At 73.7% G+C, this 25,607-nt stretch carries 26 protein-coding genes and 5 tRNA genes; 20 read left to right on the top strand and 11 right to left on the bottom strand.

Going from position 1 to position 25,607, the window contains the following annotated elements; translation table 11 throughout:
* Positions 1-68 precede the first annotated feature (68 nt).
* Complete coding sequence (locus ACFWI8_RS05400) at positions 69-1,043, top strand: aldo/keto reductase (protein ID WP_387086000.1); 975 nt, start codon at positions 69-71, stop codon at positions 1,041-1,043.
* A 37-nt stretch (positions 1,044-1,080) separates the two neighbouring features.
* Here ACFWI8_RS05400 and ACFWI8_RS05395 read toward each other — a convergent pair whose 3' ends face one another.
* A complete protein-coding gene (locus ACFWI8_RS05395; RefSeq protein ID WP_387085997.1) occupies positions 1,081-1,761 on the bottom strand; it encodes a lysophospholipid acyltransferase family protein in 681 nt (226 codons plus the stop codon).
* Between the two features lie 301 nt (positions 1,762-2,062).
* Here ACFWI8_RS05395 and ACFWI8_RS05390 point away from each other — a divergent pair, with 301 nt between their 5' ends.
* Both ACFWI8_RS05390 and ACFWI8_RS05385 read left to right on the top strand, forming a co-directional pair.
* Positions 2,063-3,220: a glycerophosphodiester phosphodiesterase gene (locus tag ACFWI8_RS05390; RefSeq protein WP_387086338.1), complete on the top strand. Its 1,158-nt coding sequence runs from the start codon at positions 2,063-2,065 to the stop codon at positions 3,218-3,220.
* Between the two features lie 219 nt (positions 3,221-3,439).
* Positions 3,440-3,940, top strand: coding sequence for a GNAT family N-acetyltransferase (locus ACFWI8_RS05385; RefSeq protein ID WP_132934376.1), 501 nt, complete (start codon positions 3,440-3,442; stop codon positions 3,938-3,940).
* 81 nt (positions 3,941-4,021) lie between these two features.
* On the opposite strand, the gene ACFWI8_RS05380 is transcribed toward ACFWI8_RS05385, so the two are convergent.
* Complete coding sequence (locus tag ACFWI8_RS05380) at positions 4,022-4,447, bottom strand: hypothetical protein (RefSeq protein ID WP_387085993.1); 426 nt, start codon at positions 4,445-4,447, stop codon at positions 4,022-4,024.
* Positions 4,440-4,817 carry a hypothetical protein gene (locus tag ACFWI8_RS05375; protein WP_387085990.1) on the bottom strand — a complete coding sequence of 126 codons (378 nt, stop codon included), beginning with the start codon at positions 4,815-4,817 and terminating at the stop codon, positions 4,440-4,442. The genes ACFWI8_RS05380 and ACFWI8_RS05375 overlap by 8 nt, the downstream gene beginning before the upstream one ends.
* 409 nt (positions 4,818-5,226) lie before the next feature.
* On the opposite strand from ACFWI8_RS05375, the gene ACFWI8_RS05370 reads away from it, so the two are divergent.
* The 8 genes from ACFWI8_RS05370 to ACFWI8_RS05335 all read left to right on the top strand — a co-directional run bounded on the left by ACFWI8_RS05370 (position 5,227) and on the right by ACFWI8_RS05335 (position 15,300).
* On the top strand, positions 5,227-6,297 hold the full coding sequence (locus ACFWI8_RS05370; RefSeq protein ID WP_311600882.1) for an ATP-binding cassette domain-containing protein: 1,071 nt from the start codon (positions 5,227-5,229) through the stop codon (positions 6,295-6,297).
* Positions 6,297-6,968, top strand: coding sequence for a methionine ABC transporter permease (locus tag ACFWI8_RS05365; RefSeq protein ID WP_311600880.1), 672 nt, complete (start codon positions 6,297-6,299; stop codon positions 6,966-6,968). Before ACFWI8_RS05370 ends, ACFWI8_RS05365 begins: the two co-directional genes overlap by 1 nt.
* Positions 6,969-7,033: 65 nt before the next feature.
* Positions 7,034-7,909: a MetQ/NlpA family ABC transporter substrate-binding protein gene (locus ACFWI8_RS05360; RefSeq protein WP_387085986.1), complete on the top strand. Its 876-nt coding sequence runs from the start codon at positions 7,034-7,036 to the stop codon at positions 7,907-7,909.
* Between the two features lie 117 nt (positions 7,910-8,026).
* The gene (locus ACFWI8_RS05355) at positions 8,027-8,641 is read left to right on the top strand and encodes a GNAT family N-acetyltransferase (RefSeq protein ID WP_387085983.1); all 615 of its coding nucleotides are present in this window, start codon (positions 8,027-8,029) and stop codon (positions 8,639-8,641) included.
* Between the two features lie 46 nt (positions 8,642-8,687).
* Positions 8,688-9,926 (top strand): precorrin-6y C5,15-methyltransferase (decarboxylating) subunit CbiE, encoded by a 1,239-nt coding sequence (cbiE, locus tag ACFWI8_RS05350; RefSeq protein ID WP_387086335.1) that lies wholly within the window; start codon positions 8,688-8,690, stop codon positions 9,924-9,926.
* 156 nt (positions 9,927-10,082) lie between these two features.
* On the top strand, positions 10,083-13,076 hold the full coding sequence (cobT, locus tag ACFWI8_RS05345) for a nicotinate-nucleotide--dimethylbenzimidazole phosphoribosyltransferase (protein WP_387085980.1): 2,994 nt from the start codon (positions 10,083-10,085) through the stop codon (positions 13,074-13,076).
* Between the two features lie 179 nt (positions 13,077-13,255).
* Entirely contained in the window at positions 13,256-14,467 is a 1,212-nt protein-coding gene (gene cobA / locus ACFWI8_RS05340) for a uroporphyrinogen-III C-methyltransferase (RefSeq protein ID WP_387085977.1), read from the top strand.
* Positions 14,464-15,300, top strand: a complete 837-nt coding sequence (locus ACFWI8_RS05335) for a TrmH family RNA methyltransferase (protein WP_387085974.1) — start codon at positions 14,464-14,466, stop codon at positions 15,298-15,300. Before cobA ends, ACFWI8_RS05335 begins: the two co-directional genes overlap by 4 nt.
* Here the strand turns inward: ACFWI8_RS05335 and ACFWI8_RS05330 are convergent.
* Entirely contained in the window at positions 15,297-16,340 is a 1,044-nt protein-coding gene (locus tag ACFWI8_RS05330; RefSeq protein ID WP_387085971.1) for a serine/threonine-protein kinase, read from the bottom strand. The two genes, ACFWI8_RS05335 and ACFWI8_RS05330, sit on opposite strands and share 4 nt — an antisense overlap.
* Before the next feature lie 325 nt (positions 16,341-16,665).
* On the opposite strand from ACFWI8_RS05330, the gene ACFWI8_RS05325 reads away from it, so the two are divergent.
* On the top strand, positions 16,666-16,833 hold the full coding sequence (locus ACFWI8_RS05325) for a hypothetical protein (protein ID WP_311600865.1): 168 nt from the start codon (positions 16,666-16,668) through the stop codon (positions 16,831-16,833).
* A 218-nt stretch (positions 16,834-17,051) separates the two neighbouring features.
* On the opposite strand, the gene ACFWI8_RS05320 is transcribed toward ACFWI8_RS05325, so the two are convergent.
* The 4 genes from ACFWI8_RS05320 to ACFWI8_RS05305 all read right to left on the bottom strand — a co-directional run bounded on the left by ACFWI8_RS05320 (position 17,052) and on the right by ACFWI8_RS05305 (position 17,384).
* A tRNA-Val gene (locus ACFWI8_RS05320) sits at positions 17,052-17,123 on the bottom strand.
* A gap of 22 nt (positions 17,124-17,145) precedes the next feature.
* Positions 17,146-17,217, bottom strand: a tRNA-Val gene (locus ACFWI8_RS05315).
* A gap of 1 nt (position 17,218) precedes the next feature.
* Positions 17,219-17,289 (bottom strand) — tRNA-Cys (locus tag ACFWI8_RS05310).
* Positions 17,290-17,311: 22 nt separating this feature from the next.
* Positions 17,312-17,384 (bottom strand) — tRNA-Gly (locus ACFWI8_RS05305).
* A gap of 110 nt (positions 17,385-17,494) precedes the next feature.
* On the opposite strand from ACFWI8_RS05305, the gene ACFWI8_RS05300 reads away from it, so the two are divergent.
* The 3 genes from ACFWI8_RS05300 to ACFWI8_RS05290 are packed head-to-tail and all read left to right on the top strand — an operon-like array spanning position 17,495 to position 20,218.
* Positions 17,495-18,580, top strand: a complete 1,086-nt coding sequence (locus ACFWI8_RS05300; protein ID WP_387085968.1) for a chorismate-binding protein — start codon at positions 17,495-17,497, stop codon at positions 18,578-18,580.
* Positions 18,555-19,379 (top strand): aminotransferase class IV, encoded by an 825-nt coding sequence (locus tag ACFWI8_RS05295; protein WP_387085965.1) that lies wholly within the window; start codon positions 18,555-18,557, stop codon positions 19,377-19,379. The genes ACFWI8_RS05300 and ACFWI8_RS05295 overlap by 26 nt, the downstream gene beginning before the upstream one ends.
* A complete protein-coding gene (locus tag ACFWI8_RS05290; RefSeq protein WP_387085962.1) occupies positions 19,376-20,218 on the top strand; it encodes a GNAT family N-acetyltransferase in 843 nt (280 codons plus the stop codon). The genes ACFWI8_RS05295 and ACFWI8_RS05290 overlap by 4 nt, the downstream gene beginning before the upstream one ends.
* On the opposite strand, the gene ACFWI8_RS05285 is transcribed toward ACFWI8_RS05290, so the two are convergent.
* Positions 20,200-20,715 carry a DsbA family protein gene (locus ACFWI8_RS05285; RefSeq protein ID WP_387085959.1) on the bottom strand — a complete coding sequence of 172 codons (516 nt, stop codon included), beginning with the start codon at positions 20,713-20,715 and terminating at the stop codon, positions 20,200-20,202. The genes ACFWI8_RS05290 and ACFWI8_RS05285 overlap by 19 nt on opposite strands.
* An 85-nt stretch (positions 20,716-20,800) precedes the next feature.
* Here ACFWI8_RS05285 and ACFWI8_RS05280 point away from each other — a divergent pair, with 85 nt between their 5' ends.
* On the top strand, positions 20,801-21,178 hold the full coding sequence (locus ACFWI8_RS05280; RefSeq protein WP_387085956.1) for a hypothetical protein: 378 nt from the start codon (positions 20,801-20,803) through the stop codon (positions 21,176-21,178).
* Positions 21,179-21,299: 121 nt separating this feature from the next.
* Positions 21,300-21,503, top strand: a complete 204-nt coding sequence (locus ACFWI8_RS05275; protein ID WP_387085953.1) for a hypothetical protein — start codon at positions 21,300-21,302, stop codon at positions 21,501-21,503.
* Here ACFWI8_RS05275 and ACFWI8_RS05270 read toward each other — a convergent pair.
* Both ACFWI8_RS05270 and ACFWI8_RS05265 read right to left on the bottom strand, forming a co-directional pair.
* Positions 21,465-22,058 carry a CGNR zinc finger domain-containing protein gene (locus tag ACFWI8_RS05270; RefSeq protein ID WP_387085950.1) on the bottom strand — a complete coding sequence of 198 codons (594 nt, stop codon included), beginning with the start codon at positions 22,056-22,058 and terminating at the stop codon, positions 21,465-21,467. The two genes, ACFWI8_RS05275 and ACFWI8_RS05270, sit on opposite strands and share 39 nt — an antisense overlap.
* 189 nt (positions 22,059-22,247) lie before the next feature.
* The gene (locus ACFWI8_RS05265) at positions 22,248-22,661 is read right to left on the bottom strand and encodes an SsgA family sporulation/cell division regulator (protein WP_003959770.1); all 414 of its coding nucleotides are present in this window, start codon (positions 22,659-22,661) and stop codon (positions 22,248-22,250) included.
* A gap of 160 nt (positions 22,662-22,821) precedes the next feature.
* Between ACFWI8_RS05265 and ACFWI8_RS05260 the strand changes: the two genes are divergently transcribed.
* From ACFWI8_RS05260 to thrS, 3 genes are all read left to right on the top strand, one after another.
* Positions 22,822-23,337 carry an SRPBCC family protein gene (locus tag ACFWI8_RS05260; protein ID WP_387085947.1) on the top strand — a complete coding sequence of 172 codons (516 nt, stop codon included), beginning with the start codon at positions 22,822-22,824 and terminating at the stop codon, positions 23,335-23,337.
* A gap of 58 nt (positions 23,338-23,395) precedes the next feature.
* A tRNA-Val gene (locus ACFWI8_RS05255) sits at positions 23,396-23,467 on the top strand.
* A gap of 101 nt (positions 23,468-23,568) precedes the next feature.
* Complete coding sequence (thrS, locus tag ACFWI8_RS05250) at positions 23,569-25,548, top strand: threonine--tRNA ligase (RefSeq protein ID WP_387085943.1); 1,980 nt, start codon at positions 23,569-23,571, stop codon at positions 25,546-25,548.
* The last annotated feature ends 59 nt before the right edge of the window (positions 25,549-25,607 follow it).

The raw sequence follows: 25,607 nt of genomic DNA, 5'->3' as shown, positions 1-25,607 counted from the left end.
GCCCGGCGTCCGCCGCGCCGCCGACGGCCAGCCGGTCACCGCCGCACCCCGAGCCGAGTGAGAGGTTCATGGCGTTCTCCCGCTTCCGCCCCGAGGCCACCCCCACCGCGCGGATCGGTCTTGGGCTCGCCGCCGTGGGCCGCCCCGGCTACATCAACCTCGGCCGGGACCGTGACCTCCCGGCCGACCGCGCCCCCGAGGCGCTGCGGGAGCGCAGCCACGAGCTGCTCGACGCGGCGCACGCGCGCGGCGTGCGCTACCTGGACGCGGCCCGCTCCTACGGCCGTGCGGAGGAGTTCCTGGCGGGCTGGCTCGCGACCCGCCCCGAGGCCGCGGCCGACGTGGTGGTCGGCAGCAAGTGGGGCTACACGTACACCGCGGACTGGCGCACCGACGCCGAGGTCCACGAGGTCAAGGACCACGGCCCGGCCACCTTCGACCGGCAGTACGCGGAGACCCGCGCCCTGCTCGGTGACCGCCTCGACCTGTACCAGATCCACTCCGTGACGCCGGAGAGCCCGGCCCTCACCGATCCTGCCGTGCTCGACCGGCTGGCCGGGCTCGCCGCCGCCGGCGTCACCGTCGGCCTGTCCACCAGCGGCCCCGGCCAGGCGGAGGCCATCCGGGCGGCGCTCGAGGTCGAGGTGGCGGGACGGCCGTTGTTCGCCACGGTGCAGTCCACGTACAACGTGCTGGAGACCTCGGCCGGCCCGGCGCTCGCCGAGGCCCACGCGGCCGGCCGCACGGTGATCGTCAAAGAGGCGATGGCCAACGGGCGGCTGGCCGGGGAGGCCGCACCACCCGCCGTGCGCCGGATCGCGGAGGCCGCCGGCACGGGCCCCGACGCGGTCGCGCTGGCCGCCGTGCTGCGCCAGCCGTGGGCCGGGATCGTGCTGTCGGGCGCCGCCACCGTCGCGCAGCTCACGGGGAACCTGGCGGCGGCCGGTCTCGACCTGGACGAGGCCGCGGCGGTCGCCCTCGGCGAACTCGCCGAGCCGCCCGCCGCCTACTGGGGTCGGCGCTCGGCCCTGCCCTGGCACTGAGCCCCGGCGCCGGGGCGTCGCCCGGCGGCCGGTGGGCTCAGGCGGCCTTCACCTTGGTGGCGTACATGTCCACGTACTCCTGCCCCGAGAGCCGCATGACCTCGGTCATCACCTCGTCGGTGACGGCCCGCAGCACGTAGCGGTCGCGGTCCATGCCCTCGTAGCGCGAGAAGTCGAGCGGCTTGCCGAACCGGACGGTGATCCGCCGCCCCCGGCCGATGCGGGGCAGGCCCTTGCCGCCGGGCTGCACCTGGTCCGTGCCGATCATGGCGAACGGCACCACCGGCACGCCCGTCATCAGGGTCAGCCGCGCGATCCCGGTGCGCCCCCGGTACAGCCTGCCGTCGGGGGAGCGGGTGCCCTCCGGGTAGATCCCGAAGACCTTGCCCTCGTCGAGCACCCGGCGTCCGGTCATCAGGGCGGCCACCCCGCCGTGGCCGCCGTCCCGGTCCACCGGGATCATCCCGACGGCGGTGAAGAACCACGCCATCGCCCGCCCCTTGAGGGACCGGCCCGTCACGTAGGACGACTTGCCGATGAAGAAGACCTGCCGCTTGCTGATGAGGTTCAGGATGACCGAGTCGATGAACGTGAGATGATTGCCCGCCACGATCACCGGCCCCTCGGCGGGTACGTTCTCCGCCCCCTCGACCCGAGGCCGGAAGAAGAGCCTCAGCAACGGGCCGATCAGCGTCTTCATCAGGACGAATCGGGACAACTTCCCCTCCGGTTGTTCATGGTCATGCGCTCCGCCGCATGCGTACGGGACGATACTCGCGCTTCGCCCCCGCTCGCGCACGGGGTTCACACGACGGATACTCAGGTTTGATGTGCCTTCGTCAGCTGTTTCCTCGGCCGTCCCCACCGGGACAGGGCCGCGTCCCTACCATCAGCGGCGACCAGAGGGAGGCACCATGGCAGCTTGGCACGCGGCAGGCGCGGAGCCGGCGGATGTGACGGACCCGACAGCGACGAGGGGCGGCGGCGACCCGGGCCACGAGGGCCGGGACCGCGGCGCGATGGGGCGGCGCGCCCTGCTCGGCGCGGCCGTGTCCGCCGGCGCCGGCGGCGCGGTGTTCACCGCCACCACCCCCGCGCACGCCCAGAGCGCGCGCCCCACGAGCGCTGCCACGCGCCCGGCGAACGGCGGACGCGGCGGGCTCGGCGAACTGCCCACCCCCACCGTCGTCGCCCACCGCGGCGCCTCCGGCTACCGGCCCGAGCACACCCTCGGCTCCTACCAACTCGGCCTCGACATGGGCGCCGACATCATCGAGCAGGACCTGGTGCCCACCAGGGACGGTCACCTGGTCTGCCGCCACGAGAACGACATATCCGGGACCACCGACGTCGCCGACCACCCCGAGTTCGCCGACCGCCGCACCACCAAGACCGTCGACGGCCAGTCGCTCACCGGTTGGTTCACCGAGGACTTCACGCTCGCCGAGCTCAGGACGTTGCGCGCCACGGAGCGCATCCCCGACCAGCGCCGCAACAACACGCTCTACGACGGCCGGTGGACCGTACCCACCTTCGAGGAGGTGCTGCGCTGGGCGGACGAGCAGGGCCGGAAGCGCGGCCGTCCCGTCTGGCTGTACACCGAGACCAAGCACCCCACCTACTTCCGCTCCCTCGGCCTCGGCCTCGAACAACCGCTGGCCAGGCTGCTGCGCCGGTACGGTCACGACCGGGCGAACTCCCGGGTGCTGCTCCAGTCCTTCGAGCCGACCAGCATGCAGCGCATGGCCGAACTCGTCGACACGCCGCGGGTGGTGCTGCTCTCCAACGCCGACTCCCGCCCCTGGGACCTCCAGCAGAAGGGCGACCCGCGCACCGTCGCCGACCTCGTCACGCCCTCGGGGCTGCGGGAGATCTCCCGCTACGCCCAGGGCATCGGGCCCACCCTCGACCTCGTCATCCCGCGCCGCTCCGACGGCAGCCTGGCCGAGCCCACCCGCCTGGTCGCCCAGGCGCACACCGCCGAACTGCTGGTGCACCCCTACACACTGCGCAACGAGAACCGCTTCCTGCCCGCCGACTTCCGCCGCGGCGACGACCCCAACGCCTACGGTGACGTCTTCGGCGCGCTGCGCGCCTACTTCCGCACCGGCATCGACGGCGTCTTCGCCGACCACCCCGACACCGCCCTGCTCGCCGCGGCCGACCACCGTCGCTGACCGCGAACCACTCGATCGGCGCGCAATCATGGGACCCGAGTCGTAAATCTCACAAGGTAGTTGGCTCCAGCACATTCCCTCCATCCTTGTTTCCCTAGCACAATGCTGACGGCGTGGGTCCTCGTGACCTGCGCCGTCAGGGCTATCGCCGGCCCGTTTCGCGTGACCCTCACCCCCCGCCGGGCCGGCCGACACCTCGCTTGGGAGGCGTACGCACACATGGGCATGAGCGTGTTGATCGACGCGGCGAACGACCAGGACGCCGAGCAGATCCTCAAACTTCAGTACCTCTGCTTCCAGGGCGAAGCCGAGCTCTCCGGGGACTACGGCATCGCCCCGCTGACCGAGACGCTGGCCGAGGTGCGCGCCGAGGTGCGGGACACCTGCGTGCTGGTGGCACGGCTCGGCCAGGAGGTCGTCGGCTCGGTACGCGGCACCGTCGACCCCGACGGGACCGCGCACATCGGCCGGCTCATCGTGCACCCCAGGATGCAGCGGCACGGCCTCGGCGGCCGGCTGCTCGCCGCCGTCGAGGAGCGGCTCGCCGCCGAGCGCGACGCCGCCAGGTACCGGCTCTTCGCCGGCCAGCGGGTGCCGGGCAACCTGCGCCTCTACCGGAGGCTCGGCTACGCCCCGGTGGCCACCGAGGAGGTGTCGCGCCACCTCAGCATGATCACCCTGGAGAAGGAGGCCCCGGGCCCGCTGGCCGCCACGGCCTGAGCGGACCTCGGACCCGGCGGAGGGCGGCGAGCGAGACCTGGGCCGCCCTCCCCGCCACCGGCACCGCGGGCACCGCCGGGTCTACCGCGCCTCCGGCGCCGCGCGACGCAGCCACAACAGCCCGGTCACCGGCAGGATCAGCGGCAGCAGCAGGTAGCCGAGGCCGTAGTCGGACCACACCGTGGCGTCGGGGAACGCCGCCGAGTCGACCAGCGTCCAGGTGCCCACCACCAGGACGCCCGCGAGCTCGGCCGCGCAGCACATCAGCGCCACCCGCCTGGCCGCCTCCCCGCCCCGCACCAGCGAGACCGTGATGAACGCGTACACCAGGGCCGCCACCGCAGACAGCACATAGGCCAGCGGAGCCTCGTCGAAGCGGGTGGAGAGCTGGACCACCGACCGCGAGGCCGCCGCCACCGTGAACACCCCGTAGAGCGTGACCAGCAGCCGCCCGGGCCCACGCGTCAGATCCGGCCGCCCGGCCACGCCCGCACCGCGCTCAGCCACCGCCCACGCCCCCCGCCCACACGTCCGCGAGCCGCAGCTCGAGCACCGCGAGCACCAGCGCCCCGGCCGCGACCGTCGCGGAACCCCACCGGCTGCGCTCGCCCAGCGAGACGATCGCCACCACCGGCAGACACAGCACCACCATCACCAGGTACGAGACGAAGACCGCCGTGCCGTCGCCGGCCGGCCGCTCGCCGCCCCCGAGCGCCACGAGGCCCACCACGAACTGGGCCAGCGTGAGGAACAGCACCACGGCCATGCCCGCGTAGTGCCAGTCCTTCACGGGCTGGTCGCGGAACGCCGCGTACCCGCACCACGCGGCCTGCAGCAACGCGGCCACGGCGACCACGACCGTCAGCGGGGTAAGCATGCCGCCGACTCTACGGGGCGCCCCACGGCCCCCCGCCGCCGGGTCGCCACCCCGCCTGACCTGCGCTCACCGTCCCCGACGACGAACGTGGCGTTGACCACAGCCCCCCGGCCTCCCCGGTAACACGGACGGAACGTCTGATTTACTGGAGCGCATGACCGCGACGAGCGACCACCCCCAGACCACCGAGGCAGTGTCCATGCCCGGTGCTGGTTGTTCCGGTCACGCGCGTTGTCGAATGTGTCGCCGCTGAGGGCCCCCACCTGAGCCGCCCCGCGCCCCGAAGCGACCGCGCTCACCCCGCCTGACGCTCCGACGCACCCCTGTCTGTCCGCCTCCGCCAGGCCATGCCCCGCGTCCGGCCGCGCCCGTTCGGCGTGCCCGGACGCCCGACAGTGACGGAATCCCAGTGATCACGACTTCGGACCTGACCAAGGTCTACCGCTCGCGCGGCCGCGAGGTCACCGCCCTCGACGGCGTCGACCTGCACGTACGCCCCGGCGAGGTCTACGGCGTCATCGGCCGCAGCGGCGCGGGCAAGTCCACGCTCATCCGCTGCCTCAACCTGCTGGAACGCCCCACCTCCGGCACCGTGACCGTGGACGGCCAGGACCTCACGGCACTCGCCGGCCGGCGCGCCCACCGCGCCGGCCGCCCACTGCGCGAGGCGCGCACCCGGATCGGCATGATCTTCCAGCACTTCAACCTGCTGTCGTCCCGCACCGTGCGCGGCAACGTCGAGCTGCCCCTGGAGATCCTCGGCCTGACCCGACGCGAGCGCGCCCGCAAGGCCATGGAGCTCCTCGACCTCGTCGGCCTCGCCGACAAGGCACGCGCCTACCCGGCTCAGCTCTCCGGCGGTCAGAAGCAGCGCGTCGGCATCGCCAGGGCACTGGCCGGCGACCCCAAGGTCCTGCTCTCCGACGAGGCCACCTCGGCCCTCGACCCGGAGACGACGCGCTCCGTGCTGAAACTGCTGCGTGACCTCAACCAGGAACTCGGTCTCACCGTGCTGCTGATCACCCACGAGATGGACGTGGTCAAGGCGGTCTGCGACTCGGCGGCCCTGATGGAGTCCGGGCGGATCGTGGAGTCCGGCGTCGTCTCCGAGCTGCTGGCCACCCCGGGATCCCGGCTGGCCCACGAGCTGTTCCCGGTCGGCGGCGCTCCGGCCTCCGCCGACCGCACCGTCGTCGACATCACCTTCCACGGCGACACCGCCGACCGGCCCGTCATCTCCCAGCTCTCCCGCGGTCACGGCGTCGACGTCTCCATCCTCGGCGCTGCCATGGACACCGTCGGCGGACGCCAGGTCGGCCGCATGCGGATCGAGCTGCCAGGACCCGTCGAGGACAACGCCGCCCCCCTCGCCTTCCTGCGCGAGCAGGGCCTCACCGTCGAGCTCCCGGAGCCGACCGCGACCACCACACCACCGGCCGGGCTCCCCGCGGCCGCCGAGCTCACCGGAGAGGGCGCCTGATGACCTGGGACCAGATGCGCCCCCTGCTCGAGCAGGGCACCATCGACACGCTCTACATGACCGGCTGGTCCACCCTGATCGCAGTCCTCGGCGGCCTGCCGCTCGGCGTGCTGCTCGTGCTCACCGACCGCGGCGGCGCGCTCCAGAACGCCGTGGTCAACAAGGCCATCGGCGTCGTCGTGAACATCGGCCGCTCGCTGCCGTTCATCATCCTCATGGTCGCGCTGATCCCGGTGACCCGCGCCGTCGTCGGCACCGCCATCGGCCCCACCGCCGCCATCGTGCCGCTCGCCATCGGCGCCATCCCGTTCTTCGCCCGGCTGGTCGAGACCGCCGTGCGCGAGGTCGACCACGGCCTGATCGAGGCCGCCCACGCCATGGGCGGCGGCACCTGGACCGTGGTGCTCAAGGTGCTGCTGCCGCAGGCCCTGCCCTCCCTGGTCGCGGGACTCACCACCACCGTGATCGCCGTCATCGGCTACTCGGCGATGGCCGGCGCCGTCGGCGGCGGCGGGCTCGGCTCGCTGGCCCTCGTCTACGGCTACCAGCGCTTCGAGACCGAGTTCACCCTCATCACCGTCGCGGTCCTCGTCGTCGTCGTGACCGTGATCCAACTCCTCGGCGACGGCGCCGTGCGGCTGCTGTCCCGCCGCGAACGAGCCTCCACCTGAGCGCGGCCGCCCACCCGGCGACCACGCGCACTTGTCAACACGGATAACGAAGAAAGGCACTTTTCGTGCGTACTCCCAACGGAAACCCCGTCCGGACCGGCGTCCTCCTCGCGGCCACCACCGCGCTCGCCCTCGGCCTCGTCGCCTGCGGCACCGACTCGGACCCCGACACCGGCGGCGACAACGGCGACCAGGCCGACGCCAGCGCGCCCCTCACCGTCGCGGCCAACCCCGTCCCGCACGCGCAGATCCTGGAGTTCGTCCGGGACAACCTCGCCGAGGACGCCGGCCTCAACCTCGAAGTGCGTGAGTTCAGCGACTACGTGCTCCCCAACACCGCCGTCGAGAGCGGCGAGGTGGACGCCAACTACTTCCAGCACAAGCCCTACCTGGACCAGTTCAACGCCGACCAGGGCACCGACATCGTCCCGGTGATCAACGTCCACCTGGAGCCGCTCGGCCTCTACTCCAACTCGGTCACCGACCCCGGCGAGCTCGGCGAGGGATCCACCATCGCGATCCCCAACGACGCGACCAACGAGGGCCGGGCCCTCCACCTCCTCGCCGAGAACGGCCTGATCGAGCTCAACGAGGGCGTCGGCGCCGAGGCCACCCTGAACGACATCGCCGACGACCACGGCATCACCTTCCAGGAGCTCGAGGCCGCCACCCTGCCGCGCGCCCTCGAGGACGTGGACGCCGCGATCATCAACGGCAACTACGCGCTGGAGGCCGACCTCGCCCCCGCCGAGGACGCCATCATCCTGGAGTCGGCCGAGGACAACCCCTACGCCAACTTCCTCGCGGTCAAGGCCGGCAACGAGGACGACCCCCGCGTCCAGACCCTCGCCGAACTGCTCAACTCCGACGAGGTGCGGCAGTTCATCGAGGACCAGTACGACGGTTCCGTCATCCCCGCCTTCGGCACCCCGGCCTCCTGACCGGACCGCCGACCACCTCTCAGCACCGGGCCCCGGCGACCAGCCGGGGCCCGGCGCTGTCTCGCCGGCCGGTGATACTGCATGCTGTCCCCTCTGACCCCAGGCATGGAGCGGCCCATGACACCCACCTTCCCCGACGTCTCCATCAGCACCGAGCGGCTGGTGCTGCGCCCGTTCGAGGAGGCGGACATCCCCGAGCTCGCCGACATGATGAACGACGAGCTGACCGCGGCCTGGACCTCCGTCCCCAACCCGTACACGCCCGCCGACGCCCGTGAGTGGATCACCCGGGGCGCGCCCGCGGAACGCACCTCGGGACGCGGCATCGTGCTGGCCGTCGACGAACACCTCACCCACCGGCTCGTCGGCACCCTCCACCTCAAGAACACCAACTGGCACACACTCACCAGCGAGGTCGGCTACGTCGTCGGCCCCTGGGCCAGAGGCGAGGGCTACGCCGCCGAGTCCGTGCTGGCCATCGCCCAGTGGCTGTTCCACGACCAGAAGTTCGAGCGCCTCGAACTCCGCACCGCGGCCGGCAACACCGCTTCCCAGCAGGTCGCCCAGAAGATCGGCTGCGTCAGCGAGGGCGTCCTGCGCAACGCGCTGATAGTGCGATCCCGTACCGAGGACGGCGGTTGGACCGACATCCGCACCGACCTCATCGTCTGGGGCCTGCTCCCCGAGGATCTCGAGGACGCGCACACCACCGCACACCGCGGCGCGCGGTAGGCTCAGCCCGTCCCTCACCTGCACACAGTCCAGGAGCATGCCGCGCATGGCCGACCGCGTCACCGTGATCGGATGGGACGGATCACCACTCGACCCGGCCGCCAGGGCGGCCCTCCAGGCGGCCACCCTGGTCGCCGGCGCCCCCAGGCACCTGGCCCACCCCGAAGTCCCCGCCGGGGCCGAGCACATCACGCTCGGCAGCATCGCCCTGGCCGCCCGCCGCATCGCCACGCACCGCGGCACGGCGGTCGTCATGGCGGACGGCGACCCCGGCTTCTTCGGCATGGTCCGCGCGCTGCGCGCCCCCGAGCACGGCCTCGAGGTCGAGGTCGTCCCGGCGGTCTCCGCGGTGGCCGCGGCCTTCGCCAGGGCCGGCATGCCCTGGGACGACGCCAAGGTCGTCGTCGCCAACCCGCGCACCCTGCGCCGGGCGGTCAACGTCTGCCGCGCCCACCCCAAGGTCGCCGTCCTCACCTCGCCGGGCGCCGGCCCCGCCGAGATCGCCCTGCTGCTCGGGCCGACCCACCGCACCTTCGTCATCTGCGAGTCCCTCGGCACCGACCGCGAGCAGGTGTCCGTCCTCACCTCCGACTCGGTCAGCCGACGCCACTGGAGCGATCCCAACGTGGTGATCGTGATAGGCGGCGGAGGCACCACCCGGGACGGCGGCAGCAGTTGGCTGGCGGGCCTCGACCCGGCGGCCGCCGTCCAGCCGCGCGGATGGGCGCTCGACGCGACGGCCTACGGCCAGGACGCGCCCACGGCACCGGACGCGGGACCCGGCCGCAGCCCGCGGCTGCGCGCCCTCGAACTCGCCGTGCTCGGCCCCCGGGTGGGGGACCTAATGTGGGACGTCGGCACCGGCGGCGGCCTGGCCGCCATCGACGCCGCCCGGCTCGGCTCCGCCGTGATCGCCGTCGACCGCGACGCGCAGGCCTGCGCGTTGGCCGGCGCCACCGCCCGCCGGCTCGGTGTGCACCTGCACATCGTGCACGGCGTGGCCCCCCAGGTGCTCGACGACCTGCCGGAGCCGGACATCATCCGGGTCGGGGGCGGCGGCCCCAGGACCCTCGTCGCCTGCGCCGACCGCCGACCCCAGCGGCTCGTGACCCACGCCCTGACCCGCGATCAGGCGGAGGCGGCCGGCCGGGTGTTGACCGGAGCCGGCTACGAGGTGGAGTGCACGCTGCTCCAGACCCTCGACCTGGAGCCGCACGACTGGGCGGAGCGCGACCGGACCGTCGCCTTTCTGCTCGTCGGCCGCCGGGCGCCGGCCACCCGGTGACAAACCGGGACCTTCCCGGGCCAGCCGACCACCCGTGAGCAGGGCCCGGCGGCATCCCGGGTAGGCTGATGGATCGTTGTGCCGTCGACCGGACTTGATGATTCGTCCGTCATGTCCGGGATGGGAAGGAGCGCGTGCGATGGGCGAGGTGGACGCGTGACGGACACCGGCCAGACCCCCGAAGGGGCGGCACGGGGGCAGGCACCGCCGGTGGCGCCGGCGGCCGCGGCCGCCTACCCCTTCCCGGGTCAGCCCGACGAGGCGATGGACATGGACGGCGACGAGGAGGAACTGCTGATGCCGGGTGCGATCGGTGCCTGGGGTGACGCGGTCGTCGCCCCGCCGCAGACCGTCGCCCCTCCGCCCCCGGTGCGCCCGCTCGCCGAGCGCGCGCAGCCGGCCGCCCCTGCCCAGCCGGCCGCCCCGGCTGAGGAGCCGGCCCAGGCGGCGCCGCTCGACGGCGTCGTGCCGGTGAGCCCGACCGGCGTGGTTCCCGCCCAACCGGGCGCCTGGCAGTCGCCACCGGCGCCGCAGGCGCCCGTCGAGGCCACGGCCCAGACCGCTCCCGCGCGGCCGGAGGCGGCGGAACAGACCCCCGAGACCGCGCCCCCGGCCGCTCCCGTCGCGCAGGCCACCGAGGCACCGCCGGCCGGCCCCGCCGACCAGGCGATCCCCGTCCCGCCGGCGAGTGCGGACCAACAGGCCGTCGCCGACCAGCCGGTGGCCGTCCCGCCGGCCGCCACCGAAGCGGTCGCCGTCGCCGAGGCACCGGCCGCAAGCGACCCGGCCCCGGCGGCCGAGACCGCCGTGCCGGCCGCCGCGGAACCCGCCGCCGAGCCGGCCGAGGCCGCGGGTCAGCCCCCCGCACCCGCCGACCAGGCGGTGCCCGCGCCGCCCGCGGAGGCCGGCCCGGCCCCCGCGGCCGAGGCATCGGAGCAGGCGCCCGAAGCCGCGCAAGCGGCCGACGACCAAGGTGCCGAAGGCGCCGCCGTCACAGGTGAGGCGACCGACGAGGCCCTTACCCCGGCCAGCCCCGAAGGCGGTACGGCCGATCCGGCGTCCGGTGACTCGCCGGAGTCGGCGCCGCCGGCCGAGAGTGGTGGAGCCGCCGGCCCGGTTCCGGTGCCTGCTGGCGCCGAAGGCGCCACCGCGGCCACCGCCGATCCGGCACCCGGCGAGTCCTCCGAGCCGAGTCCGCCGGCCGAGACCGGCCAGGCGTCGGCCGGCGCCGAAGGCGCCACCGCCGATCCGGCGTCCGGTGACTCGCCGGAGTCGGCGCCGCCGGCCGAAAGCGGTGGAGCCGCCGGCCCGGTTCCGGTGCCTGCTGGCGCCGAAGGCGCCGTCGCCACCGCCGATCCCGCACCCACCGACTCGCCGGAGACGAATCCACCGACCGAGACCGGCCAAGCCGCCGGTCAGGCCGTCGTCGGCTACAGCGATGCCGAGCGCGAGGCCGTGCACCGGCTGATGCGGGAGCGGCGCGACGTCCACACCGGGTTCCGCGCCGACCCGATCCCGCACGAGGTGCTGCTCCGCGTCCTGGAGGCCGCCCACACCGCGCCCTCCATCGGCCTGGCCCAGCCCTGGGACTTCGTCATCATCCGGTCCGAGGAGACCCGGCGGACGGTGCACGAGCTCGCCGTCCGGCAGCGCGAGTCGCACGCCGCCGCCCTGCCCAGGGCACGCGCCCGGCAGTTCACCGAGCTCACCGCCGAGGCCGTCCTCGACGCCCCGGTCAACATCGTGGTCACCGCCGACCCGACTCGGGGCGGCCGGCGCGCCGCGGGACCGACCGGGCAGCCGCGTCTCGCGCCGTACTCGACGGCGCTCGCCGTCGAGAACCTCTGGCTCGCCGCGCGCGCCGAGGGACTCGGCGTCGGCCTCGTCGGCTTCCTCGACGACCGTGAGCTCACCCGCGCCCTCGGCCTGCCCGAGCACCTGGAGATCGTGGCCTACCTCTGCGTCGGCTACGTCGACGCGTTCCCCGGCGAGCCCGAGCCCGACCAGGGGGACCCGGCCAGGCGCCGCCCGCTCTCCTGGGTGGTGCACGAGGAGAGCTACGGCCGCCGCGCCCTGCCGGGGGCCGAGCCGCACGACCTGCTCAGCGAGACCCTCGCCGAGATCAGGCCGCTCGACGCCCACGCCCTCGGCGAGGCCTGGGAGCGGCAGAAGCGGATGACCAAGCCGGCCGGTGCCCTCGGCGCGCTCGAGGTCATCTCCGCCCAGCTGTGCGGGCTGTCCCGCGCCTGCCCGCCGCCCGTGCCCGAGCCGGCCGCGCTGGCCGTGTTCGCCGGCGACCACGGCGTGCACGCCCAGGGCGTCACCCCCTGGCCGCAGGAGGTCACCGCCCAGATGGTGGCCAACTTCCTGTCCGGCGGCGCGGTCTGCAACGCCTTCGCCACCCAGGTCGGCGCCGAGGTCTGCGTCGTCGACGTGGGCGTCCGCGCCGAGCTGCGGACCAGGCCGGGGCTCATGCCCCGCAAGGTGCGCGCCGGCACCGCCGACTTCACGGCCGGCCCCGCCATGAGCCGCGAGGAGGCGCTGCGCGCCGTCGAGGTGGGCATCGAGACCGCCCGCGACCTGGTCGCCGCCGGCAACCGCGCGCTGCTCACCGGCGAGATGGGCATCGCCAACACCACGGTCGCCGCCGCCCTGATCGCCGTCTTCACCGGCGCCGCGCCCGGCGAGGTGACCGGTCGTGGCACCGGCGTCGACGACGAGACGCACGCGCGGAAGGTGGACGTGGTGCGGCGCGCCCTGCAGCACCACCAGCCGGACCCGGCCGACCCCATCGGCGTGCTCGCCGCCGTCGGCGGCCTGGAGCACGCCGCGCTCACCGGCCTGATCCTCGGTGGCGCCTCGCTGCGCGTGCCGGTGATCCTGGACGGCGTCAGCGCGGGGGCCGCCGCGCTCGCCGCCCGCGCCGTCGCGCCGGAGGCGGTCTCCGTGTGCATCGCGGGACACCGCAGCGCCGAACCGGGACACATGGCCGCGCTCACCGCGCTCGGCCTGCGCCCGCTCGTCGACCTCGACCTGCGGCTCGGCGAGGGCACCGGCGCGCTCCTGGCGCTGCCGGTCGTGCAGAGCGCGGCCCGTGCCATGCGCGAGGTGGCAACCTTCGACGCCGCCGGCGTCACCGACAAGAACTGACCGCGGCCGGGCCCCGCCCACCAGGCCATAGGGTGGGCGAGGGTCCGGAACCGCACGGATTCAGCCGCTCCAGCGCCGCAGCGGCGGTGGCCGGTACGACCGGCAGCACCGGGCCCCGGCGGGTCGGACGGGCCCGCCACCGTCGTCCACCGCCCAGCGCCGAGGAGCCGCACCCCGCTATGCCAGAACATCCCGCCTACCCGGTAGGACTGCGCCTGACCGGCCGCCGCGTGCTGGTGCTCGGCGGCGGCACCGTCGTCCAGCGGCGCCTGCCCGCCCTGCTCGCCGCCGGCGCCGACGTGCGGCTCGTCGCCCCCGAGGTCACCCCGGCCGTCGAGGCCATGGCCGAGGCCGGGGAGCTCGTCTGGCAGCGCCGCGGCTACCGCCCCGGCGACCTGGAGGGCGCCTGGTACGCGCTGGTCGCCACCGACGACCCGGGGGTCAACGCGGCGGCCTCGGCCGAGGCCGAGGAGCGCCGCGTCTGGTGCGTGCGCAGCGACGACGCCGAGGCGGCCACCGCCTGGACCCCGGCCACCGGGCGCGTCGACGGGGTGACCGTGGCCGTGCTCACCGGCCGGGACCCGAGGCGCTCCGCGGCCGTCAGGGACGGCGTCGTCGAGGCGCTGCGCGACGGCACCCTGACCGCCCCCAGGCATCGCGGCCGGCACCCGGGAGTGGCGCTGGTCGGCGGCGGCCCGGGCGACCCGGACCTGATCACGGTGCGCGGCCGCCGGCTGCTCGCCCAGGCCGACGTGGTGATCGCCGACCGCCTCGGCCCCCGCGAGCTGCTCGACGAGCTGCCGCCGCACGTCGAGGTCGTCGACGCGGCGAAGATCCCCTACGGCCGGGCCATGGCCCAGGAGGCCATCAACGCGGCCCTGGTCGAGCACGCGCGGGCCGGCAGGTTCGTGGTCCGGCTCAAGGGCGGCGACCCCTACGTCTTCGGGCGCGGGGGCGAGGAGGCCGCCGAACTCGCCGCCGCCGGGGTGCCCGTCACCGTGGTCCCGGGCGTCACCAGCGCCATCAGCGTGCCGGGCGCCGCCGGCATCCCCGTCACCCACCGGGGGGTGGCCCACGAGTTCACGGTGGTCAGCGGCCATGTGGCACCCGACGACCCGCGCTCGCTCGTGGACTGGCCGGCGCTCGCCGCGCTGCGCGGCACCCTGGTGCTGCTGATGGCCGTGGAGCGGATCGGGGCCATCGCCGACACCCTGGTCCGACACGGCCGGCCGCCGACCACCCCGGTCGCCGTCGTCCAGGAGGGCACCATGGCCGGCCAGCGCCGGGTGGACGCCACGCTCGCGACCGTGGCCGCGCGGGTGGCCGAGGAGGGCGTGCGGCCGCCGGCCGTCATCGTGGTCGGGGACGTGGTGCGGGTGGCCGCCGGATGAGCGACCCGATCGTCGTCACCGACCCGGCCGACCCGAGGCTCGGTGACTACACGGACCTCACCGACGTCGAGCTGCGCCGCCGCAGGGAGCCCGCCGAGGGCCTGTTCATGGCCGAGGGCGAGAAGGTCGTCCGCCGCGCGCTCGCCGCCGGCTACCCGATGCGCTCACTGCTGTTGACCCCCCGCTGGGTCGACGGGCTGCGGGACGTCGTCGACGCCGCCACCGTGCCGGTCTACCTGGTCAGCCCGGAGCTCGCCGAGCGGGTGACCGGCTACCACGTGCACCGTGGCGCGCTGGCGGCCATGGGACGCCGCCCGCTGCCCGCGGCCACCGAGCTGCTGGCGGGCGCCCGCCGCCTCGCCGTGCTGGAGGCCGTCAACGACCACACCAACGTGGGCGCCGTCTTCCGGGGCGCCGCCGCCCTCGGGCTCGACGGCGTGCTGCTCTCCCCGGAGTGCGCCGACCCCCTCTACCGACGCTCAGTCAAGGTCTCGATGGGCGCCGTCTTCTCGCTGCCCTACGCCCGCCTCGACCACTGGCCGAAGGGCCTGGACGACGTCAGGTCCGCCGGCTTCCGGCTGCTGGCCCTGACCCCCGACGCCGGGGCCGTCGACATCGCCGAGGAGCTGCGGGGGAGCGGTGGCGGTCGGGTGGCGCTGATGCTGGGCGCCGAGGGCGACGGGCTGACCCGCCAGGCGCTGGCCGCCGCCGACGCCCGGGTGCGCATCCCGATGTCGCACGGCATCGACTCGCTCAACGTCGCGGCCGCCGCCGCGGTCGCCTTCTACGCGCTGACCACCGCGGCCCCCCGAACCGCGGACGACCGGCCCTAGACGGGCCCCTGGCAGCCCTGCGCCACGGCGATGCCGAGCGCGACCAGCAGCGTCACCGTGATGAAGACGATCAGCCGCTGCCGCAACAGCCGCCGGTCGACGCCCCGCCTGGCCGGCGGGCGCCGCCCGGCCGGCCGGGTCGGCGCCGGGCGCGAGGTGCGCCGCTCGGGCGCCGAGCGCTGCTGCGGGGCCCGGGTCAGCACCCGCTGGCCCTCGCCGCGCGCCTCCCTGGCCGCGATCTCCTTCAACCGCAACGACAGCTGCACCGTGCTCGGCCGGTCCTGCGGCGACTTCGCCAGGCAGGACCGCAGCAACGGCGCCAAGGCGGCCGGCACGCCCGTCAGTTGCGGCTCCTCGTGCACCACCCGGTAGAGCATCACCTCGGAACTGCCCTGCCCGAAGGGCGAGTCGCCGAGCGCGGCGTAGGCCAGCGTGGCGCCCAGCGAGAAGACGTCGGTCGCCGGCGCCACCGCCTGCCCCCGCACCTGCTCGGGCGCCAGGAAGCCGGGGGAGCCCACCGCCGTGCCGACGTGCGTCAGCGTGCTCGCACCGGTCGCCCAGGCGATGCCGAAGTCGATGATCCTCGGCCCCTTGGGCGACAGCAGGATGTTCGACGGCTTGAGGTCCCGGTGCACCACGCCCGCCTCGTGCACCGCCACCAGGCCCTCGGCGAGCGCGGCGCCGATCGCCGCCGTCTCGGCCGCCGACAGCGGACCGTCCTGCATGACCTTGTCGTGCAGCGAGGGGCCCGGCACGTACTGGGTGGCGAACCAGGGCCGCTGCGCGTCGAGGTCGGCGGCCACCAGCCGGGCCGTGCAGCCGCCCCTGATCCGCCGGGCCGCCGACACCTCGCGGGCGAAGCGGGAGCGGAACTCCTGGTCCTCCGCCAGGTCCGGCCTGATGACCTTGAGCGCCACCCGCTGGCCGCGCCGGTCGGAGCCGAGGTACACGACCCCCATCCCGCCGGCGCCGAGCCGCCGGTGGAGCCGGAAGGCGCCGACGACTCGCGGGTCCTCGCGCCGGAGCCGCATCATCGCCATGTCCACCTCGCTGCCCCGTGCTTCTGATGTGCCACAGCTTACGGACTGAGCGGCCCGAGCCGCGCGAAGGCCGCGCGCTCACCGGCGGGATCGACGCGTCGCGTCGGGTCCCCTGGGGGAGAACCCGGGCCTCGGGGGCCACTTGTCCACCCTGGGGAGTATCCGGGTGGGGCCGGTGTCATCCTGCGGGAGGCCCCCAGGTCAGTACGCGGGGGTGACGTCGCGGCCACCCCCGGCGGACTACTGTGAGATCAAGCGGCGGGCGCAGCACTCGTCCCCCGAGGTCACCCGCCCGCCGCCCCAACTCGACGACGGGAGCCGAGAGATGGCACGAATCGCGGTGCGGCAGAGTCCGCCACCCGCAGGGCGGCGCCATCCCCTGGTCGCGGCGGCCATGGTGCTGCCGTTGGCCATCGTCCTCGCCGTCGTCATCGGCGGCGTGGACGCCGTCGTGACACAGGCGTCGTCCGTAGCCGGCATGCTGGGGCGCTGAGCGGCGCCCCGGACCCGGGAGAGCGGCCCGGGTCGGGGACACCGGCACTCGAACCCCGTGGGGACGGGGGTAGGCGGACGGCACATGTGCCCGGGCAGCTGGGGAGCTGCCCGGGCACCGCGCTTTTCCGGGAGCGGAGACGCCACTCGAAATGCCCGCACACGAACGCCGAAGGGCCGGAGAGTGACGACTCTCCGGCCCTTCGTGACCACCATCGGTGCGCGATACTGGGATTGAACCAGTGACCTCTTCCGTGTCAGGGAAGCGCTCTCCCGCTGAGCTAATCGCGCGGGCGGATCCTCGCGGATCCAGTGGACGATACTGGGATTGAACCAGTGACCTCTTCCGTGTCAGGGAAGCGCTCTCCCGCTGAGCTAATCGTCCGAGGTGGAGACGGGATTTGAACCCGTGTAGACGGCTTTGCAGGCCGTTGCCTCGCCTCTCGGCCACTCCACCGGATGGGGGCGAGCCCCCTTCGAGCGGACGACGAGACTCGAACTCGCGACATCCACCTTGGCAAGGTGGTGCTCTACCAACTGAGCTACGTCCGCATTTGGCTGCCTCCGGTCTCACTCTCGTGCCCGGCGACGTCATGAACTCTAGCGGATTCGTCAGCCAGCTCAAACTCGGTATGCCGGCACCGCCGCCTACACTCGCGCATGTGTACGACCTTGCTCCGCTCGCGCGCCTCGGCGGGATGCTGGCGACCGACCTGCGCGACGTGACCAGCGATCCGGCCGCGTTGGACTCCACGGGCTGGTGGGCGGTGGTCGCCGGCTACGCGGGCGACCTGGTCTGCGCCCGCTTCGCCGACGTGCGGCCCGCGCCCCCGCGGGCGGCGACGCCGGCCCGCTGGCGGGGCCCGGAACCGGCGGCGTGGGCAAGCTCCCTGGACCGGGCGTCCTACACCGCCGCCGTCGAGACGATCCGCGAGCACATCGCGGCCGGCGAGGTCTACCAGGCCAACCTGTGCCGGGTGCTCTCGGCGCCGCTCCCCGACCCGGACGCCGACGTCGACGCCCTCACCGCCCGGCTGGCCCGTGGCAACCCGGCGCCCTACGCGGGCACCGTCCGGCTGCCCCGCCACGGCGTGGAGGTCGCCACCGCCTCGCCCGAGCTCTACCTGCGCCGGCGCGGCCGCACCGTCGAGTCGGGACCGATCAAGGGCACCGGCCGCACCCCGGCCGATCTGCTCCCCAAGGACCATGCCGAGAACGTCATGATCGTCGACCTGGTCCGCAACGACCTGGGCCGGATCTGCGAGCCGGGCAGCGTGACCGTCCCCGAGCTGTGCGCCGTCGAACCACACCCCGGTCTGGTGCACCTGGTCTCCCGGGTGCGCGGCCGGCTCGCGCCCGGCGCCGGCTGGGCCGAGCTGCTGGCCGGCACCTTCCCCCCCGGCTCGGTGACCGGCGCTCCCAAGTCCAGCGCGCTGCGCGTCATCGACGCGCTGGAGACCGCGCCCCGCGGCCCCTACTGCGGCGGCGTCGGCTGGGTGGACGCCGACCGGGGAACCGGCGAGCTGGCCGTCGCCATCCGCACCTTCTGGATCCGGCGCGACGAGGGCCGGCCCGTGTTGCGCTTCGGCACCGGCGCCGGCATCACCTGGGACTCGGACCCGGCGCGCGAATGGGCGGAGACCGAGCTGAAGGCGTCCCGGCTGCTCGGGGTAGCTTCTGAGGGAGTGCCGTTGATCGGCACCGCACACGAGAGGAGCCCACATGGCGTTGATCTGGCTGGACGGTGAGCTGCGCGACGCCGACAGCGCGCGGGTCTCCGTCTTCGACCACGGACTGACCGTCGGCGACGGCGTGTTCGAGACGCTGAAGACGCAGGACGGCCGGGCGTTCGCGCTCAGCCGCCATCTCGACCGCCTGGCCGCCTCCGCCGCCGGGCTCGGGCTGCCTGAGCCCGACCGGGACGAGGTCACCCGCGCCTGCCGCGCCGTCCTGGACGCGGTGCCGCTGCCCCTCGGCCGGCTCAGGATCACCTACACCGGCGGGCTCTCGCCGCTGGGCTCCGACCGCGGCGACGCGTCCCCCACGCTGGTCGTCGCGCACGCCGAGACCCCGCGGCGCCCCGACACGACCGCCGTCATCACCGTCCCCTGGACCCGCAACGAGCGCGGCGCCCTGGCCGGGCTCAAGACGACCTCCTACGCGGAGAACGTGATCGCGCTCGCCCGGGCCCGCCAGGAGGCCGCCTCGGAGGCCCTCTTCGCCAACACCGCGGGGCAGCTCTGCGAGGGCACCGGAACCAACGTCTTCGTCGTGCTCGACGGCGAGTTGCACACCCCGCCGCTCTCCTCGGGCTGCCTGGCCGGCATCACCAGGGCCCTGGTGGTGGAGTGGACCGGCGCCCGTGAGACCGAACTGCCCATGGACTGCCTGGACCGCGCCGAGGAGGTCTTCCTGACCTCGAGCACCCGCGACGTGCAGGCCGTGCGCCGCGTCGACGGGCGCGAACTGCCCGAAGCACCGGGGCCGGTGACGGCCAAGGCGATGCGGGTCTTCCAGGAGCGCTCGGCCGCGGACATCGATCCGTGACCACCACGCTGCGGCCCAGTGGGCCGGAGGAGAGCACCCCCGAGGGGGGCCGCGCGCAGGGCTACGAGATCCGGGTGAACGCCCGCCGGGTCGGCGAGCTGCGGCTCAAGTCCGACCCGCGCGTCGGCGTCGGCCACGTCACGCGCTTGGTCGTCGACGAGGCGGACCGGCGCCGGGGCCGGGCCACGGTCGCCGTGCTCGCCGCCGAGGAGGTGCTGCGCGACTGGGGCTGCGCCTCGGTCGAGGCCACCGTGCCGGCCGATGAGCGGGCCCTCGCGGCCCTGGCCGACGCCCTCGGCTACCGCGAGCGCAGCCGCAACATGGCCAAGACACTCGCCGACCGCCCGCCGGCGCTGCCCCCGGGCAGCACGGCGCGGGACATGACCGAGGAGGAGTACCCGGCCTGGCGGGCCCACGACCGGGACGGGGTGATCCGCGTCCTCGTGGCGCGGGGGGTGCCCGAGGCGGTGGCGGCAGCCTCCGCCGAGCGGTCCCTGGCCACCCTGCTCCCGGAGGGGCCGGCCACCAAGGACGTCACGCTGCGGGTGCTCACCCACGACGGCGCCGACGTCGGCACCCTCTGGGTGGCGGCCCCGGGCGGCCGGGTGGCGGACGAGCTCGGCCTTGACGCCTGGGTGTTCTCCGTCGAGGTGGCCGAGGCCCACCGCGGCCGGGGCCACGGCAGGTCGCTGATGCTGGAGGCGGAGCGGGTCGTGGCCGCGGCCGGCGCGCGGCTGCTCGGCCTCAACGTCTACGCCGGCAACACCCCGGCCGTGCGGCTCTACGAGTCACTCGGCTACCGGACGCTGCGGCGCCACTTCTACAAGCCGCTGCGCTGAGCGAGCAGCGACTCGGCGATCTCCACGACGCGCTCGCGCAGCCCGTCCTGGCTGCGCCCGCCGTCCAGCCGCCGACCGCCGATCACATAGGTCGGCGTGCCGGTCACCCCGATCGCCTGCCCCTCCGCCTGGTCGGCGTCCACCACGAGCAGGTGCCGGCCGTCGATCAGCGCGGTGTCCACCTCCTCGGCGTCGACGCCGACCTGGCCGGCCACCTCGAGCAGCAGCGCCGGACCGCGCCTGTCGAGCTCCGCGGTGCGGGCCAGCAGCGCAGTCCAGTACTCCTCGCCGCGGCCCTGGGCGAAGGCCTCCTCGGCGGCCTGGGCCGCGGCCAGCGCGTGCTGGTGCCCCTTGAGCGGGAAGTGCCGGCGCCTGATCTCCAGGGCCGCGCCGAACCGCTCCCGCAGGGCGCTCAGGTCGGACTCGGCACGGTGGCAGTCGGGACACTGCAGGTCGCACCACACGTCCAGCACGACGGGCTCGGGGTTCTCGTTCATGGGCCCCAGTCTCGCACCCCGAGATTCCCCTGATCCGGGGGTCGACCCCATGGCCGCGCGCCCGCGGGCGCGGCAGGATGGAAAGATGCTGATTGGTACTGCCTGCACCCTTCTATCCGCCGCCGGCCTCGGCGTCGCCCTCCTGGTGGCCCGTCGGCGCCGATACGCGCTCGCGCTGCGCACCGCGGCCGTCGCGCTGCTCCCGGTCGGCCTCGCCATGACGGGCGTGGTGCGGTTCGTGGTCAACATGACCTTCAACCCGGTGGCCTGGGCCGGCTTCGGGGTGCTCGGCCTCGCCGTCCTGCTGTTCCTCTCCGGCCGCCTCGCCGAGGGGCGCGGCCGTGAGGTCGAGCGCCGCTCCACGCCTGCTCCCACCACCGCCCTGCCCGCCTCCCGCGGCGGTGGCGCACCGGCCGACGACTTCTCCGACATCGAGGCCATCCTCAAGAAGCACGGCATCTGACCTCCGACGGTCCGCCCATACCACAGGGAACCGGCGGAAGGGGTGAGATTCACCGAATGCCCCTGCAAAGAAGGCAGGTTGATCGCGAAGCGCTGACCTGCTGGGTCATGATCGCGGCGCCATGCAACACATCACCGGGGACCTCGCTCCCGACACCGCGCCAACTGTCAGACCAGTCGCCGACCACCAGGAGGTCGACCTGCCCGCGCTCGAGGAGCGCCGCGGCTGTCTCTTCGCCCTGTCACAGCCGCCGTTGATGCTCTTCCTCACCGTGATCGGTGGGTTGTTACTCCTCGCGGGGGTGCACGACCACTTCCTGCTCTGAGCGCCCCTCCCGCTCCGGCCCGCGCCGCCTGGCCCGGTAAGCGGCGACGTGCAGGCGATTGCCGCAGGTCCGGTTCGAACAGTAGCGACGGGAGCGGTTCCGGGAGAGGTCGACGAAGGCGCGCCCACAGCCCGGCGCCGCGCAGTGTCGCAGCCGCTCCCGTTCACCGGCCACCAGGAAGAAGCCGAGCGCCATGCCGCAGTCGGCGGCCAGATGGGCGGCGATCGAGGCGCCGGGCGCGAAGTAGTGCACGTGCCAGGCATGGCCGTCGTGGTCCGTCAGCCGGGGAGTGGTGCCGGCGGCCGCCACCAGCCCGTTGACCAGCTCGGCCGCCGCCCGGTCGGTCGGTGCGGCGAAGATCTCGGCGAAGCGCTGCCGCACCCGCCGCACGGCGGCCAGATCCCCCTCGTCGAGCGCCTCGACCTCGACGTCGCTGATCGCGTGACCGACCACGAAGGCCCGTAGGGCGGCGAGGTCGGCCAGCGCCGCGGGCCCGGCGTTCAGCAGGTCGACGGCGAGATCGAGCGAGCACCTGACGTCGTGGTCGATCAGCACGGTGGTCGGCTTTCGCGGTCATGGCCGGACGGCGGTGGCGGGCGAGGTGAGCGCGACTCTAACCGCTGGCCGACCACACGTGCGCGAGGGCGCCGCCGCGGTGCTGGCCGCGGCGGCGCCCTCGCACCGCTCATCGCCGGCTCCGCGCCGTCGCCCCGAGTTCAGACGGCGCCAGGAGCCGGCGGGTCCCTAACTCTCCGCCAGAATGTGCGAGAGCTCCGTATCGAGATCGAAGTGACGGTGTTCCGTGCCGGGCGGGACGGCGGCGTCCGTTCGCTTCAGGAACGACTCGAGGGCCCTGGCCGGGGCTTCGAGCAACGCCTCGCCCTCCGGCGAACTGAGGGCGATGCAGACGACGCCCTGGCCGTGACTCCTGGATGGCCAGACCCGCACATCACCCGTGCCCGTGGGGCGATGGAGCCCCTCGGCGAGGAGATCGCGGGCGAATACCCATTCGACGGTTTCTTCGGCTCCGGTGTGAAACGTCGCATGTACGGCGTAGGGGTCCGCCGTGTCATACCGCAGCCCCGCGGGTACAGGTAGTGAGGACTCGCTCGATACAACGAGGCGCAGGTGCAGCTCGCAGCTGACCGTGGTGTTCATAAGCGCCAGGGCCTTTCGCTCAGTGTGCGCTCGGGGATTCGCACGTCGGCCAAATCGACATGCCACGTACGCGCCGGTTGTAAACCCCTCTGCCCTAATTGCGCCCATTAATCTCATTCCAATGGCGGAATGGCAAAAGCGATAAAGCCGGAGGTGCTCGATGACGGACGACGGGACACGCGGGACCCGGCACCGCTATCGATTCCGTGCCGACTGGTGGGTGCCCGCGGCGCCCCCGGTCGTCTATCGGGTCCTCGAGCGGCCGGAGGACTATCCCCTGTGGTGGCCCCAGGTCCGCGAGGTCCGGCGGCTCGGTCCCGACCACGGACACTGCCGATTCCGCTCCGTGCTCCCCTTCGACCTGCGCGTGACGGTGCGGGCGGCGCGCCGCGACCCGGAGGCCGGGGTGCTCGAGGTCGCCCTCGGCGGCGACCTCGAAGGGTGGATGCGGTGGACGCTCGCCGCCGGGGGCGGGGCGCCGGCGGGTGGGACCCGGGTCGGCTACCGGCAGGACACCGTGCTGCGCCACCCGCTGCTGCGCCGGCTCCCCAGCCCCGCGCGGCCGGTGCTGGTGGCCAACCACGCGCTGATGATGCGGGCCGCGCGCCGAGGTCTGCGCGCCTGGTTGGGAGTTCGTCCCGGGCCCGACGGGAGCCCCGGTCGGGAGCTGGTTTGAATCCGGGCTCACCAGCACTGTATTGTTCTCAACGTGCCGCAGGGCACAACACCCCAGGGGGCGATTAGCTCAGCGGGAGAGCGCTTCGTTCACACCGAAGAGGTCACTGGTTCGATCCCAGTATCGCCCACCCCGGGCAAGGCCGGTCCGCCGTCGATGCGGGCCGGCCTTCGTCGCGGTTCCCGTGGCCTGCCGGCCAGGGACACAGTTCAGACGAGTCAGGAGAGACCGGTGTCCGATGTCCGTGTGATCATCCAACGCGATTCCGAGCGGGAAGAGCGAGTGGTGACCACGGGCACCACGGCGGGCGACCTGTTCGCGGGGGAGCGCGCCGTCGTCGCCGCCCGCGTCGGGGGGCAGTTGCGCGACCTCGCCCACCCCCTGACCGACGGCGACGAGGTCGAGCCGGTGGAGATCACCTCGCCCGACGGCCTCGACATCCTCCGGCACTCCACCGCGCACGTCATGGCCCAGGCCGTGCAGGAACTGTTCCCCGAGGCGAAGCTGGGCATCGGCCCGCCCATCAGGGACGGTTTCTATTACGACTTCGACGTGGACCGGCCCTTCCACCCGGAGGACCTGGGGCGCATCGAGAAGCGCATGCAGCAGATCCAGAAGCAGGGCCAGCGTTTCGCGCGGCGCGTCGTGAGCGACGACGAGGCCCGCGCCGAACTCGCCGCCGAGCCCTACAAGCTGGAGCTCATCGGCCTCAAGGGCGCCGCCGCCGAATCGGCCGAGGGCGCGTCGGCCGAGGTCGGTGCGGGCGAGCTCACCATCTACGACAACCTCGACCCGAAGAGCGGCGAGCTGTGCTGGAAGGACCTGTGCCGCGGCCCGCACCTGCCGAGCACCCGGCTCATTCCCGCCTTCAAGCTGATGCGCAGCGCCGCCGCCTACTGGCGCGGCAGCGAGCGTAATCCGCAGCTCCAGCGCATCTACGGCACCGCCTGGCCGACGAAGGACGAGCTGAAGGCGCACCTGGAATTCCTGGCCGAAGCCGAGAAGCGCGACCACCGCCGTCTTGGCGCCGAGCTCGACCTCTTCTCCATTCCCGAGGAGCTCGGCTCTGGGCTGGCTGTCTTCCACCCCAGGGGCGGCACCGTCCGCCGGGTCATGGAGGACTACTCGCGGCGTCGGCACGAGGAATCCGGATACGAATTCGTCAACACGCCGCACATCACCAAGGCCAAGCTGTTCGAAACCTCGGGTCATCTCCCGAACTACGCCGAGTCGATGTTCCCGCCCATGCAATTCGAGGGCCAGGAGTATTACCTCAAGGCGATGAACTGCCCGATGCACAACCTTATTTTCAAGGCGCGTGGGCGGTCCTATCGGGAATTGCCACTCCGGCTCTTCGAGTTCGGCACGGTCTACCGGTACGAGAAGTCCGGCGTCGTCCACGGCCTCACCAGGGCCAGGGGCTTCACCCAGGACGACTCGCACATCTACTGCACCAAGGAGCAGATGCCGGCCGAGCTGGACGGACTGCTCACCTTCGTGCTGAACCTGCTCCGCGACTACGGCCTGAACGACTTCTACCTGGAACTGTCCACCCGGGACGACTCGGAGAAGTTCATCGGCGAGCCCGAGGAGTGGGCGGAGGCCACCGAGGTGCTCCGCCAGGCCGCGGGCAAGCAGGGCCTCGAGCTGGTGATGGACCCGGGCGGCGCCGCCTACTACGGGCCCAAGATCTCCGTCCAGGCGAAGGACGCCATCGGCCGCACCTGGCAGATGTCCACCATCCAGGTCGACTTCCAGCAGCCCAAGCGGTTCGGCCTGGAGTACACCGCGGCCGACGGCTCCAGGCAGCAGCCGGTGATGATCCACCGCGCGCTGTTCGGCTCCATCGAGCGGTTCTTCGCCGTCCTCCTCGAGCACTACGCCGGCGCTTTCCCGGCCTGGCTGGCGCCCGTGCAGGCCGTCGGCATCCCGATCGGCGACGCCCACGTGCCCTACCTCCAGGAGTTCGCGGCCGAGGCCAGGTCGCGCGGGCTGCGGGTGGACGTCGACGCGTCGGCCGACCGCATGCAGAAGAAGATCCGCAACGCCCAGAGGTCCAAGGTCCCCTTCATGGTGATCGCGGGCGACGACGACATGGCGCGGGGCGCGGTCAGCTTCCGCTACCGGGACGGCTCCCAGAAGAACGGCATCCCGCGCGCCGAGGCCATCCAGGAGATCGCCGACGCGGTCGAGCGGCGCGTCCAGGTGTGATTCCGGCGGCCCCCGGCTCCGCGCTCTCGGAGCGGGCCCGGGGGCCCGCCGGGGCCCCG

The organism is Streptomyces sp. NPDC127098 (assembly GCF_042722465.1).
Lineage (GTDB): Bacteria > Actinomycetota > Actinomycetes > Streptomycetales > Streptomycetaceae > Streptomyces > Streptomyces millisiae.
The sequence above is the reverse complement of the archived record's forward strand: the minus strand, read 5'-3'. Positions and strand labels throughout refer to the sequence as shown.

What these genes read in the sequence shown, in the direction of transcription:
- ACFWI8_RS05265 (WP_003959770.1), bottom strand. Translation starts at nt 22,661, where the DNA reads ATGAACACCACGGTCAGCTGCGAGCTGCACCTGCGCCTCGTTGTATCG.
- ACFWI8_RS05285 (WP_387085959.1), bottom strand. Translation starts at nt 20,715, where the DNA reads ATGAACGAGAACCCCGAGCCCGTCGTGCTGGACGTGTGGTGCGACCTG.
- ACFWI8_RS05325 (WP_311600865.1), top strand. Translation starts at nt 16,666, where the DNA reads ATGGCACGAATCGCGGTGCGGCAGAGTCCGCCACCCGCAGGGCGGCGC.
- cbiE (WP_387086335.1), top strand. Translation starts at nt 8,688, where the DNA reads ATGGCCGACCGCGTCACCGTGATCGGATGGGACGGATCACCACTCGAC.
- ACFWI8_RS05260 (WP_387085947.1), top strand. Translation starts at nt 22,822, where the DNA reads ATGACGGACGACGGGACACGCGGGACCCGGCACCGCTATCGATTCCGT.
- ACFWI8_RS05400 (WP_387086000.1), top strand. Translation starts at nt 69, where the DNA reads ATGGCGTTCTCCCGCTTCCGCCCCGAGGCCACCCCCACCGCGCGGATC.
- ACFWI8_RS05390 (WP_387086338.1), top strand. Translation starts at nt 2,063, where the DNA reads ATGGGGCGGCGCGCCCTGCTCGGCGCGGCCGTGTCCGCCGGCGCCGGC.
- cobA (WP_387085977.1), top strand. Translation starts at nt 13,256, where the DNA reads ATGCCAGAACATCCCGCCTACCCGGTAGGACTGCGCCTGACCGGCCGC.
- ACFWI8_RS05355 (WP_387085983.1), top strand. Translation starts at nt 8,027, where the DNA reads ATGACACCCACCTTCCCCGACGTCTCCATCAGCACCGAGCGGCTGGTG.
- ACFWI8_RS05330 (WP_387085971.1), bottom strand. Translation starts at nt 16,340, where the DNA reads ATGGCGATGATGCGGCTCCGGCGCGAGGACCCGCGAGTCGTCGGCGCC.
- ACFWI8_RS05275 (WP_387085953.1), top strand. Translation starts at nt 21,300, where the DNA reads ATGCAACACATCACCGGGGACCTCGCTCCCGACACCGCGCCAACTGTC.
- ACFWI8_RS05375 (WP_387085990.1), bottom strand. Translation starts at nt 4,817, where the DNA reads ATGCTTACCCCGCTGACGGTCGTGGTCGCCGTGGCCGCGTTGCTGCAG.
- ACFWI8_RS05365 (WP_311600880.1), top strand. Translation starts at nt 6,297, where the DNA reads ATGACCTGGGACCAGATGCGCCCCCTGCTCGAGCAGGGCACCATCGAC.
- ACFWI8_RS05385 (WP_132934376.1), top strand. Translation starts at nt 3,440, where the DNA reads ATGGGCATGAGCGTGTTGATCGACGCGGCGAACGACCAGGACGCCGAG.
- ACFWI8_RS05295 (WP_387085965.1), top strand. Translation starts at nt 18,555, where the DNA reads ATGGCGTTGATCTGGCTGGACGGTGAGCTGCGCGACGCCGACAGCGCG.
- ACFWI8_RS05280 (WP_387085956.1), top strand. Translation starts at nt 20,801, where the DNA reads ATGCTGATTGGTACTGCCTGCACCCTTCTATCCGCCGCCGGCCTCGGC.
- ACFWI8_RS05335 (WP_387085974.1), top strand. Translation starts at nt 14,464, where the DNA reads ATGAGCGACCCGATCGTCGTCACCGACCCGGCCGACCCGAGGCTCGGT.